The 12,100-nt window shown below is 69.5% G+C and carries 10 protein-coding genes; 3 read left to right on the forward strand and 7 right to left on the reverse strand.

The window, feature by feature from the left end; all coding sequences use genetic code 11:
• Positions 1-23 precede the first annotated feature (23 nt).
• Positions 24-2,465, forward strand: coding sequence for a DNA gyrase/topoisomerase IV subunit A (locus tag M3195_RS12200; RefSeq protein WP_251587904.1), 2,442 nt, complete (start codon positions 24-26; stop codon positions 2,463-2,465).
• 56 nt (positions 2,466-2,521) lie between these two features.
• Here M3195_RS12200 and M3195_RS12205 read toward each other — a convergent pair whose 3' ends face one another.
• The 4 genes from M3195_RS12205 to M3195_RS12220 are packed head-to-tail and all read right to left on the reverse strand — an operon-like array spanning position 2,522 to position 6,526.
• Positions 2,522-3,454 carry a 3-oxoacyl-ACP synthase III family protein gene (locus M3195_RS12205; protein WP_251587905.1) on the reverse strand — a complete coding sequence of 311 codons (933 nt, stop codon included), beginning with the start codon at positions 3,452-3,454 and terminating at the stop codon, positions 2,522-2,524.
• A complete protein-coding gene (locus tag M3195_RS12210) occupies positions 3,451-4,743 on the reverse strand; it encodes a F390 synthetase-related protein (RefSeq protein WP_251587907.1) in 1,293 nt (430 codons plus the stop codon). The genes M3195_RS12205 and M3195_RS12210 overlap by 4 nt, the downstream gene beginning before the upstream one ends.
• Positions 4,743-5,540: an MBL fold metallo-hydrolase gene (locus tag M3195_RS12215; protein WP_251587909.1), complete on the reverse strand. Its 798-nt coding sequence runs from the start codon at positions 5,538-5,540 to the stop codon at positions 4,743-4,745. The genes M3195_RS12210 and M3195_RS12215 overlap by 1 nt, the downstream gene beginning before the upstream one ends.
• Positions 5,537-6,526: an NAD-dependent epimerase/dehydratase family protein gene (locus M3195_RS12220; protein WP_251587911.1), complete on the reverse strand. Its 990-nt coding sequence runs from the start codon at positions 6,524-6,526 to the stop codon at positions 5,537-5,539. Before M3195_RS12220 ends, M3195_RS12215 begins: the two co-directional genes overlap by 4 nt.
• Before the next feature lie 32 nt (positions 6,527-6,558).
• On the opposite strand from M3195_RS12220, the gene M3195_RS12225 reads away from it, so the two are divergent.
• A complete protein-coding gene (locus M3195_RS12225) occupies positions 6,559-7,806 on the forward strand; it encodes a glycosyltransferase (RefSeq protein ID WP_251587912.1) in 1,248 nt (415 codons plus the stop codon).
• On the opposite strand, the gene M3195_RS12230 is transcribed toward M3195_RS12225, so the two are convergent.
• Entirely contained in the window at positions 7,760-9,865 is a 2,106-nt protein-coding gene (locus tag M3195_RS12230) for a DNA gyrase/topoisomerase IV subunit B (protein WP_251587915.1), read from the reverse strand. The genes M3195_RS12225 and M3195_RS12230 overlap by 47 nt on opposite strands.
• A 192-nt stretch (positions 9,866-10,057) precedes the next feature.
• Between M3195_RS12230 and M3195_RS12235 the strand changes: the two genes are divergently transcribed.
• Positions 10,058-10,276: a DUF7455 domain-containing protein gene (locus tag M3195_RS12235; RefSeq protein WP_251587917.1), complete on the forward strand. Its 219-nt coding sequence runs from the start codon at positions 10,058-10,060 to the stop codon at positions 10,274-10,276.
• Between the two features lie 72 nt (positions 10,277-10,348).
• Here M3195_RS12235 and M3195_RS12240 read toward each other — a convergent pair whose 3' ends face one another.
• Positions 10,349-11,389 carry an alanine racemase gene (locus M3195_RS12240; RefSeq protein WP_251587919.1) on the reverse strand — a complete coding sequence of 347 codons (1,041 nt, stop codon included), beginning with the start codon at positions 11,387-11,389 and terminating at the stop codon, positions 10,349-10,351.
• Complete coding sequence (locus tag M3195_RS12245; RefSeq protein WP_251587921.1) at positions 11,386-12,093, reverse strand: alanine racemase; 708 nt, start codon at positions 12,091-12,093, stop codon at positions 11,386-11,388. The genes M3195_RS12240 and M3195_RS12245 overlap by 4 nt, the downstream gene beginning before the upstream one ends.
• Positions 12,094-12,100: the final 7 nt, after the last annotated feature.

The raw sequence follows: 12,100 nt of genomic DNA on the forward strand, positions 1-12,100 counted from the left end.
GCCCCGCATCACCCAGGATGGCCATGCCGAAGACCCCGCCGCCCGAGCTCGCCCCGGAGAGAATCCAGGAGATCGATCTCGAGAGTGAGATGCAGGGGTCCTTCCTCGAGTACGCCTACTCCGTGATCTACTCCCGGGCTCTGCCCGACGCGCGCGACGGTCTCAAGCCGGTGCAGCGGCGCATCCTCTTCCAGATGGCTGAGATGGGTCTGCGCCCCGATCGCGGACACGTCAAGAGCGCGCGCGTCGTCGGCGAGGTGATGGGAAAGCTGCATCCGCACGGCGACTCCGCGATCTACGACGCGTTGGTGCGCCTTGCTCAGGACTGGGCGCTCCGCGTCCCGCTCGTCGATGGACACGGCAATTTCGGCTCGCTCGACGACGGCCCTGCCGCCGCCCGCTATACCGAGGCCAGGCTGGCCGCTCCGGCGACCGCGCTCACCCAGGATCTCGACGAGGACGTCGTCGACTTCATCCCGAACTACGACGGACAGTTCCAGCAGCCGGCGGTGCTGCCCGCCGCTTTCCCGAATCTCCTCGTGAACGGCGCGAGCGGCATCGCGGTCGGCATGGCGACGAACATGGCACCGCACAATCTCATCGAGGTCGTGGCCGCAGCGACGCACCTTCTCGAGCATCCTGATGCCACGACCGAGGAGCTCATGGAGTTCGTCCCCGGTCCCGACTTCCCCTCCGGCGGCATCCTCATGGGACTCGACGGAGTGAAGGACGCCTATACCAACGGGCGCGGCGCGCTCAAGGTGCGCGGCAAGGTGTCGGTGGAGTCCCTCGGGCCGCGGCGCACCGGCATCGTCGTATCCGAGCTCCCCTACATGGTCGGCCCCGAACGCCTCATCGAGAAGATCCGTGACGCCGTGCAGTCGAAGAAGCTCCAGGGCATCAGCGACGTCACCGATCTCACCGACCGCAACCACGGCCTCCGGGTCGCGATCGGCATCAAGACCGGCTTCGACCCGAACGCTGTGCTGGAACAGCTCTACCGGCTCACTCCGCTCGAGGACTCGTTCAGCATCAACAACGTCGCACTCGTCGATGGACAGCCGCGCACGCTCGGCCTCAAGGAGATGCTCAGCGTCTACGTGAGCCACCGCATCGAGGTCATCACGCGCCGGAGCCGCTATCGGCTCGCCCGGCGCGAAGAGCGTCTGCACCTCGTCGAGGGACTGCTCATCGCGATCCTCGACATCGACGAGGTCATCCAGGTCATCCGCTCGTCCGATGACTCCGAGCAGGCGCGAACGCGGCTGCGCACCGTCTTCGACCTCAGCGAGCCGCAGGCGGAGTACATCCTCGAACTGCGTCTGCGCCGTCTGACGAAGTTCTCGCGCATCGAGCTCGAGAGCGAGCGTGACGCGCTGCAGGCCGAGATCGCCTCGCTTCGCGAGCTGCTCGGCAGCGACGTGCTTCTGCGCGCGGCGGTGGCGAAGGAGCTGGATGCCGTCGCCGACGCCTACGGCACGCCGCGTCGCACCCTGCTGATGAACGCCGCCCCGCCGAAGCCGCGATCGACGAAGGGCGCAGTCGATCTGCAGATCGCCGACGCGCCGACCGTCCTCGTCCTGTCGACGACGGGTCGCGCCGTACGGGTCGACCTCGCGGAGGGACAGCAGCTCACCGCCCCGACCCGTCGCAGCAAGCATGACGCGATCCTCGCGACCATCGACACCACAGTGCGCGGCGAGATCGGCGCGCTCACGACCGAAGGCCGCGTCCTGCGGTTCTCCCCCGTCGATCTCCCGTCGGTCCCCTCGTCGTCGGTGCAGCTCGCCGCCGGCACGCCGCTGCGCGACTATCTGGGGATCACCACGCGCGGTGAGCGCATCCTCGGCTTCGTGCGGTTCGACAGCGACACCCCGATCGCGATCGGCACGGCCCAGGGAACGGTCAAGCGCATCGTCCCGTCCGCTCTCCCGGTGCGTCCGCACATCGAGGTGATCGGCATGAAGCCCGGTGACACGATCGTCGGGGCGGCAGAGGCCGCCGACGACGCCGAGCTCGTGTTCGTGACCACAGACGCGCAGCTGCTGCGCTTCTCCGCCTCGACCGTGCGCCCCCAGGGCGCTCCGGCGGGCGGCATGGCCGGCGTCAAACTCGGCTCGGGAGCCTCGGTGCTGTTCTTCGGCGCGGTCTCGCCCGGAACGGATGCCGTCGTCGCGACCGTCTCGGGCGCCGAGAGCGCTCTGCCCGGGACCGACCCGGGGCGGGTGAAGGTCTCCGCCTTCGCCGAGTACCCGGCGAAGGGTCGTGCCACCGGCGGCGTGCGCGCCCACGCCTTCCTGAAGGGTGAGGATCGTCTCACGGTCGCCTGGGTGGGCCCGGCGCCGGCGCAGGCGGTCGACCCCACCGGAGCGGTCCGCAAGCTGCCCGACGCCGGCGCTCGTCGCGACGCGTCCGGCCAGCCGGTCGACGGCGTGATCGGCAGCATCGGACGCACTCTGATCTGACCGGTCCGGAGTCCGGGGACGCTGTGTTCTCCGAGACGACTCTCAGCGCGGTCCTTTCAAAGTCGGAGTGCGAGGATGTTCGCGGTGAGCCCTGCCGCCGTGCCGCAGAGGATGACGGTATCGCCACGGCCGATACGTCCCGCATCGAGCGCTCGCGCGAGCATGAACGGGACGGAGGCGGACACCATGTTCCCGAACCCCGTCACCTCGTCGATCCGACGATCGGCGGGGATGCCGAGGCGGTCGAGCATCGGACCGAGCGCCGCCGACGCCTGGTGGGGCACCCAGAGCGCGATGTCGTCGTAGGCGATGCCGGAGCGGTCGTGGAAGTCCGCGAAGAAGTCGGGCAGCACGCGCATCATCGCCAGCAGCGCACGTCTGCCGTCCATGTCGAACAGGTAGTCCGCGGGCTCGGCATCCGCGTAAGCCTGCGCAGGGGAACGCGACAGGCCGCCGCGGATCTCGGTGTCGTGGGCGTACGTCGGCCACGTGCGCTGCGCACTCGCGATCACCCCCGTCGCCGGGCCGGCGGAGCGACGGAGCACCACGGCCGCGCCCGCATCGCTGAAGAGCTCGTAGCTCTCGCGCTGGGCGGGGTTGAGGAACCGGGACCCGACATCGCCCGAGACGATGAGCACCGTCTCCGCGTCGCCTGTGTCGAGGTATCGGGAGGCGACGTCGACCGCGGTGATGAAGCTCGTGCAGGTCGAGTTCACATCGAAGGCGGCGGCGTGACCGGTGAGAGTGAGGCGCTCGAGCACCAGCGCGGCCGTGCACGGGATGGGCTGGACCCCGGCCGCGGAGGCCCCGATCACCAGGTCGATCTCGTCGGCGGCGATTCCGGCCTTCGCCAGCGCGCGCTCCGCCGCCTCGACGAGCAGGTCGAGGTGGGACACGTCATCGGAGATGCGATACCGCACCTCGTCGCCGAATCGCACGGTCCGCTCTGGCAGCGATGTCCCCCAACCGACGATCTCGCAGTTCCTCATCCCGTTCCGCTCCCCCAGTCCCGCACCACGCGGCGCAGCTTCACCGCCGGGTCGCGCTCATACCGCACGAACACGACCTCCGGTCGTTCGCAGTCGAGCCGGTCGGCCAGACCGTCGACCTCCGCGACGACGCTGCGCCGCGATCGATCATTCACCACGTCGAGCGCGATCTCGAGTCGCGACGCGGCGGTCTGCACGACCCGGTACTCGTCGAAGCCCTCGGCGAAGAGCAGGGCCCGTGCCATGACGTCGGCGAACACGGGCACCGCGCCGCCCTCCCGTCCGCGGAACAGAAGGGTGTCGCCCTCGCGGCCCTCGATGCGGTCGATGGCGGCCAGGGCACTGCCGCAGGAGCACCGCTCGGCCTTCGCGCGCAGCACGTCGCCGAGCCGATAGCGCACGATCGGCTGGGCTCGCCGCCGCAGATCGGTCACGATCGGGACGAAGCGCTCGGCATCCAGCGGCTCCCGCTCGAACAGCACCGCGTCCTCGTTGAGGTGGATCACGCCGTGTTCGCAGGTGTGGGCGAGGAATCCCTCGGTGCACTGGTAGAGCTGGTGAAGAACGGGCTGTCGAAGGGCCTTGCGAATCCGGTCGGCGTCGGCGAGCTCGAGCACCTCCGCGACGGAGTAGACCTTCTGCGGCACGACGTCGAACGCTCCCGCCTGCGCAGCCTCGGCGATCACGCGCAGCACCGAGGGCGGCGCGACGAGGATGGTCGGTCGATACTGCTGCAGCCGCGCGACGTTGCCGGCCATGTCGGCGTACACGTCGAAGTAGCGGAACGAGACGGCGCGCGAGCGGACGGACTCGTACAGGGTGTTGTCCGCACGGAGGAAGAGCGCGATGCGATGACCGAGCAGGTTGCCGCGAGGCAGAGTCCGGGCGAGCACGGTGCCGACCCACGCGTCGCGCTCTGCCGGGCTGACGAGGAAGAGCCCGCGATGACCGCTCGTCCCGCTGGAGAGCCCGACCGAGTTCGCGCCGAGATCGGCGTCGAACTCGCGTGACCGCTCGTTCGCGATCGCGAGCTCGAGCGCCTCGTCCCGTCTCGCTCCGACGGTGTTCATGGCGTCGAAGTGCGCCATCATGACACGCTTGTCCATGAGAGGGAGTGCGTCGAAGGTGCGGTCGGCCAGAAGGTCGCGGAAGTACGGCGACCGCCGGCGCAGGAAGCGAAGATGCCGCTTCAGCAGACGGCGCTGACGCCTGTCGACCGCCCGACGTGATCGCAGCGGTCTGAGCCACCGCACGGCGGCGAACTCTCTCAGGATGCGAAGGGTCGACATCAGTCCAGCAGGTCTCTCTCGCGGAGCGGATCGTGACTGCAGACGACGTTCACGCCGGCGTCGGCGAGGAGCGAGACCGTGCGCGCGGTCCGCAGATACGCGTCGGCGTCGAACTGCACAGCGCGGGGGACCGCGCGAAGACGCTGCGCCTTCGGGAGCAGGTCGCTCCCCCACGCGGCGTCCCCCGCGAGCAGGACGCGGCCGTCGACGAGCGCGCCCAGGTGCCCGTCGGCGTGGCCGGGGAGATCGACGAGCAGGTACTGGTCGTCGCCGAAGAGGTCGACCGCGAAGATCTCGACCCCGCCGACCTCCCTCGAGGAGAACTCGTCGTCGCAGAGGACCCGCACGGCGGCATCACCGAACCACTCGGGCAGCAGACCGGTCAAGACGCCGCTGCGCAGGGTCGGTGTGGCGAGCGTACGCAGCATCCCTTCGCTCACGACGAACGTCGCCCCGGGGAACCGCCGTACACCGCCCACGTGGTCGGGATGCAGATGAGACAGCACGACGTGCGTGACGGATGCCGGGTCGACCCCGTCCTCGCGCAGTCGCGCGGCCACGTCGTCCTCGTCATCGACGCGTGGCGGCAGGAGCCGCCGATACACGGAGCCGCGCCATCCGGTGCGCCATTCCCCGGTGGCGTAGCCGGTGTCGAAGAGGACGCGTCGCCCGTTCTCTCCGTCGTAGAGGAACACGCCGGATGGGAACCGGCGTCGCTCGCGCGGCGCGCCGCGGAACATCGCGGCGAGGTCGTGCGAGGTGCTGCCGCAGACGTAGTGCCGCAGACGCCGGTTCATGCCGCGCTCCGAAGGTCGGCGGCGACAGCCGCGAGGGCATCGTCCAGCGTCACGGTCGGCACGTAGCCGAGATCCCTCCTGGCGCGGGAGATGTCGAGCGTCTGCGAATACGCGATGGTGCTCAGCGTGTAGCGCGTCAGGGCCGGCTCCGGTCGACCCGGCAGGATGCGGCAGACCGCCTCCAGCGATGCCGCCGCCGCCCAGGCCGCCCGCCGATTCGCGACGCGGAAGCGCGGCTGCGCGCCCGCGAGCGCGAGCAGCCGTTCGAGGAGATCCCGGAACGGCCTGGGCTCCCCGTTCGTGACGTTGTACACACCCCCGTTCGGATCGCCCGCAGTGAGGGCGAGCCGCAGCGCCGACGCGACGTTCTCGACTGCGGTGACGTCGATGAGATTCTGTCCACCGTCGAAGAGCGGCACCCCGAATCGGGCGTGCACGTCGAGCAGCCGCGGGACGAGGCTGGGGTCGCCGACGCCGATGAGTCCTCGCGGACGAACGATGACGAGTTCCCTGATCTCGTCACGACGCCGAGCGCTCTGCAGCAGCTGCTCGGCGAGGATCTTCGACCGGATGTACCCGTTGAGCCGGTTGCCGGTGTTGACATCGCGCTCACGGATGTCCGTCCGGTCCCGTGCCGCGGCGTAGATGCTCGGCGACGACACGTGCACGACTCGACGCGCTCCGTTGCGTCGGGCGAACTCCGCGACGTGCGCGGCGCCGTCGACGTTCGCCTGCCGGAACTCCGACCACCTCCCCCACGGCGTCGACAGGGCAGCGCAGTGGATGACGGCATCCACCGGCAGCTCGCGCGATCTCAGCGACGCGAGATCTCCAGGCACACGATGGACCTCATCGACGAGGTCGCCCAGTCGGGAGGCGTTCCGCCCCGCGGCGAACACCTCGAACCCATGGTCGCGCAGATCGCGCAGGACATAGCCGCCGAGGAACCCCGTCGCCCCCGTCACCAGCACGCGGGCTCCGGACATGACCTTCACCCTAGCGGCCCTAGTGTGGTCGGATGCGCATCGCCATGGTGACCGACTACTACCTGCCGACACTCGGCGGCGTGCAGACCGTCATCAAGGCCCATCGGGAGGCACTGGAACAGGCGGGGCACGATGTCTTCGTCTTCGCGCCGCTGGCGTCCCCGAGCACGGACCCACGGATCATCCGGCTTCCCACGGCTCGCGGATTCGCACCGGACGGATACCCGTTCACGTGGCCACCCACCGCAGCGGCGACCTCCCTGAACGACGCGCTGCGCGACCTCCGCGCCGACGTCATCCACGTGCACACGGAGATGTTCGCCGCGCTCGCCGGCTTCGAGGCGGCTCGTGCCCTCGGCATCCCCGTGGTGCAGACGATGCACGGCCGCATCGACGTGTACACGCGCTCGGTGCTGCCCCTGCCGTCTGTCACGACCGCGCTGCTAGCGGCCCTGCACCGTCGCCGGATGCCGCACGACCGCGCGGCGACCGATGCGAGAGCACCGTACGCCCGCACACGCCAGGCCAGGCGCATGTGGCGGCTGATGGTGAGTCAGGCCAATAACGCCGACCACGTCATCGTCCCGTCCTCGCACTTCGCCGAGAAGCTCGTCGCGCAGGGCGTTCACACGCCGCTGACGGTCCTCTCCAACGGACTCGAGGACACGGTACTGGGTGCCGTCGGCATGCCCGCCGTGCGTGAGCCCACCGCCGCCGAGCCGCTGCAGGTGATGTGGTGCGGCCGCCTGTCCCCGGAGAAGCGTCCCGACGTGTTCGTCGACGCCGTGCATCGGACTCCCGGCATCGTGGCGCACATGTTCGGAGACGGCATCTCCCGCGCATCGGTGGCCCGCTCGGCCGCGCGCATCGACGACGACCGTCTGACGGTTCACGGCGCCGTGCCCCAGTCCCTGGTCCTGAAAGCCATGCGCGATGCGCACGTGCTGGTCTCCAGCTCGCTCGACTTCGACAATCAGCCGATGGTGATCCTCGAGGCCGTCGCGTCCGGTCTCCCCGTGGTCGTCGCCGATCCCGACCTCGTGGAGACCTTCCCGACCGGCGCGGGCATCGTGACGGATTCACCGGATGCCGCGGGGCTGAGCGCGGCGCTCTCAGACCTTCGCGACGACCCGACCCGCATCACCGCGCTGAGCCGCGCCGCCGTCGCTCAGCGCGAGAGCGTGGCGCAGGCCACGCATCGCGATGCGCTCGTCGAGGTCTACCGCTCGGCGATCAGGCGTCGATCGACTCGCGAGACAGCCGACCCGACGAGTCGATGATGAACTCGCGCCGCGGCGCGACTTCGTTGCCCATGAGCAGCTCGAACACGCGGCCGGCGGCCTCGGCATCCTCCATGCGCACTCGACGCAGCAGGCGACCGCCGCGGTCCATGGTCGTGGAGGCCAGCTGCTCGGCATCCATCTCCCCGAGACCCTTGTAGCGCTGGATCGGTTCGTGCCACCGCTTGCCCGCCTTGCGGAGCTTGGCGAGGAGCGCGTGCATCTCCTGCTCGCTGTAGGTGTAGATCGTCTCGTTCGGCTTCGAGCCGGGATTGATGACGATCACGCGGTGCAGCGGCGGCACCGCGGCGAAGACTCGGCCGTGTTCGATGAGCGGCCGCATGTAGCGGTAGAACAGCGTCAGGAGCAGGGTGCGGATGTGCGCGCCGTCGACGTCGGCGTCGCTCATCAGGATGATCTTGCCGTAGCGTGCGGCGTCGATGTCGAAGCTCCGGCCTGAACCGGCGCCGATCACCTGGATGATCGAGGCGCACTCGGCGTTCGACAGCATGTCGCCGACCGACGCCTTCTGCACGTTGAGGATCTTGCCCCGGATCGGCAGGAGCGCCTGGAACTCGCTGTTCCGCGCGTTCTTGGCCGTGCCGAGAGCCGAGTCGCCCTCGACGATGAAGAGCTCGCTGCGCTCGACGTCGTTCGTGCGGCAGTCGACGAGCTTGGTCGGCAGCGTCGAGGACTCGAGCGCGTTCTTGCGCCGCTGCGTCTCCTTGTGAGCACGCGCTGAGACGCGCGCCTTCATCTCTGCGACGATCTTGTCGAGCAGCTGCGTGGCCTGGCTCTTGTCGTCGCGCTTGGTCGACGCGAAGCGCGCCGCGAGGTCCTTCCGGATCACCTGAGCGACGATCTGGCGCACCGCCGGAGTACCGAGCACCTCCTTGGTCTGACCTTCGAACTGCGGCTCGGGCACGTTGACGGTGAGCACGGCGGTGAGACCGGCGAGCACGTCGTCCTTCTCCAGCTTGTCGTTGCTGCCGACCTTGAGCCGACGCGCGTTCTGCTCGACCTGCGCACGCAGGACCTTGAGCAGCTCCTGCTCGAAACCCTGCTGATGCGTGCCGCCCTTGGGTGTGGAGATGATGTTGACGAAGGAACGGGTGATCGTGTCGTAGCCGGTTCCCCAGCGCATCGCGATGTCGACGGCGCACACGCGCTCGACCTCGGTGGCCACCATGTGCCCGTCCGCCTGCAGCACCGGCACGGTCTCGGTGAAGGTCCCCTCACCCTGGATACGCCAGGTGTCGGTCACCGGCGCGTCGGTCGCGAGGTACTCGACGAACTCCGAGATGCCACCCTCGTAGAGGTACGAGGTCTCGTCGGTCTTCGACTCCCCTTCCGCGTGGTCGCCCTTCGCCCGCTCGTCACGCACGACGATCTCGAGGCCGGGAACGAGGAACGCCGTCTGCCGCGCACGCGTCTCGAGCTCGCCCAGCTGGAACGCCGCGTCCTTCGTGAAGATCTGACGGTCGGCCCAGTAGCGCACACGCGTTCCGGTGACGCCACGCGGAGCCTTCCCGATGACCCGCAGCTCGCTGTTCTGCTCGAACGGCGTGAACGGCGCGTCCGGGCGCTTCTCCCCCTTGTCGGCGAAGGTGCCGGGCTCGCCGCGGTGGAACGACATCGCGTAGGTCTTGCCGCCTCGGTCGACCTCGACGTCGAGGCGCTCCGAGAGCGCGTTCACGACGGAGGCACCCACACCGTGCAGGCCGCCGGATGCCGCGTAAGATCCGCCGCCGAACTTCCCACCGGCGTGCAGCTTCGTGTAGACGACCTCGACGCCGGTCAGACCGGTGCGAGGCTCGACGTCGACGGGGATGCCGCGCCCCCGGTCGTGCACCTCGACGCTGCCGTCATCATGCAGGATGACGTCGATCTTCGACCCATTGCCGGCGACGGCCTCGTCGACGGCGTTGTCGATGATCTCCCACAGACAGTGCATCAGACCCGGGGAGCCGTTCGACCCGATGTACATGCCAGGGCGCTTGCGGACGGCCTCGAGGCCTTCGAGCACCTGGAGATGATGGGCGGAATACTCGGCGGTCACAATCTCCGATTCTATTCTCGGGGGCGGACACCGGCCGCTCGACACTCCCCGTACACGACCACTCCGCGTCCAGTCGACGACCGGCGCGTACGCTCCGAGCGAAACACGCCGTCAACCGGGCATGCATACAGGTGCAGCGTGGTTGTATTGATCACGCCCACCAGCGAACCCGACACCTAGGAGGCACCGAAGATGAACGCAACGACCGAACGTGAGACCTCCGCCGTCGAGTTCCGCCTGACCGCCATGGATCGATGCGATTCCTGCGGCGCTCAGGCCTACATCGCGGCCGAGGTCAATGGCTCCGAACTTCTCTTCTGCGCGCACCACGGCCGCAAGTACGAGGAGAAGCTCCGCAGCGTCGCCACCAGCTGGCACGACGAGACCTCGCGTCTCGTCGACGCCGTCTGACCCGCCGACCCCGCACGAGTCGACACGGAGCCCGTCGAATGACGGGCTCCTTCTGTCTGTGCTCGTGCCGAGTCAGTCGACGACGACCCGGCGGATGCGCGAGGTCAGCCGCGTGAGGATCTCCTCGCCGACCGTGCCGATCCGCTCGGCCAGGGTCGTCGCGCTCGACTCCCCGTGGTCGCCGGCTCCGAAGATCCAGACCGGGTCCCCGACAGCGGCGCCGGGCCAGATCGAGACGGCCGAACTCGTCTCGCCGACGCGCACGAGAGTGCGCGCCCCGGCGGGTGTGCCGATCGCCGAACCGGCGAGCAGCGACGGGATACCGTCGAAGGACCCGATCGCGACAGTGACCTCGTCACCGCGCACCTCCGTCACCGTCGCGACCAGCTCGGCGACGGGGGCGATGCCCTCGAGGTCAGGTCCGTCGGCGGAGCGGATGCCGTAGCAGAAGGCTCCGACGCGCGCCACCGTGCCCCGCAGCTCGGGGCGCCACCAGGACGCGGCGGATGCCGTCAGATGCAACGCATCAGGCACCTCGCCGGACCGACCGCTGATCTCGATCGCGCGCAGGAACTCGTGGCGAGCGTCGTCGTCCTCCTCGTCGCTGGCCTCCGCGAGGTGGCTCCAGATGCCGACGAGCGCCACGGCTCCGACCGCCTCCGCCCGGCGGACATCCGCGATGGTCTGTTCCCACTCCTCCGGCAGCAAGCCGTTGCGGTGCAGTCCGGTGTCGATCTTGAGGTGAATGCGCGCGCGGATGCCGAGCGCTGTCGCCCTCGAAATGACCGCCGACAGGTACTCCGAAGAGCCGACCCCGAGGTCGATGTCGTGGCGCAGCGCCTCGTCGATCTCGTCGTCGACCGAGGTCGCCCACGCGAAGATGCGTCCGTGCGCTCCGAGGATCTCCCGCACCCGTACTCCGCTGCACACGTCGTACGCGCCGAACCAGTCGACGCCTGCGGCGAGACCGGTCTCCACGGCCCAGGCCAGCCCGTGCCCGTACGCGTCGTCCTTCAGCACCATCATGAGCTCGGACGGGGCGATGCGGTCGCGCACCGCGGCGATGTTCCACGCCAGGCGCTCGGTCGAGAGTCGCAGCTCCGGGCGACTCATGCCTCCCACCTCCGGGCGGCGTGCGCGCCGGCGACGGCGATCAGCTCCCCCGCCGACAGCCCCGTGACCGAGATCCACCGGGCCAGGTTGGGACCTGCGGCCCCCGAGCCGCCGAAGTAGGTCACCTCGTCGCCGGTCGCGGCCCCGTCCGCGCTCTCCACGTCGACGACGCAGACGTCCATCGCGACGCGCCCGACGATCGGACGCATCGTGCCGCGGATCTCGACGTGCGCCGCGTTCCCGAGCGCTCGGACGATGCCCTGCGCGTAGCCGCCGGTGATGAGCGCCGCCGTGGTGTCGGCGATCGCACGATGGGTGTAGCCGTACGACACCGCATCCCCGGCCTTGAGCGGCTTCGTCGAGAGCACGCGGCCGACGAGGCGCATCACGGGCCGCGTCCGCACCGTGCCGTCGGCATCCGGCAGGCCGTAGAGCAGAGCGGGGTCGATGTCGGCCGAGCCGCTCGTCACGGCGGCGATGCCCTCGAGTGCCAGGGCCTCCGCCTCTGCGGCGGAGTCGACCAGCATCGCCTCACCGCCGGCAGCGGCCACTGCGTGGGCGACCCCGACGAGCCCGTGGCCCCAGGCATCGCGTCGGAGATCTGCGATCCGCCCTCCTCGCGACACCGCTTCGGATGCCGCAGCCGCCAACGCTGATCGCGAGATCACGGCCTGCGGGAGGGAGCTGGAAGTCGAATCACGCACCCGTCCA

This window comes from Microbacterium hydrocarbonoxydans (assembly GCF_023715885.1).
GTDB classification, from domain to species: Bacteria; Actinomycetota; Actinomycetes; order Actinomycetales; family Microbacteriaceae; genus Microbacterium; species Microbacterium hydrocarbonoxydans_C.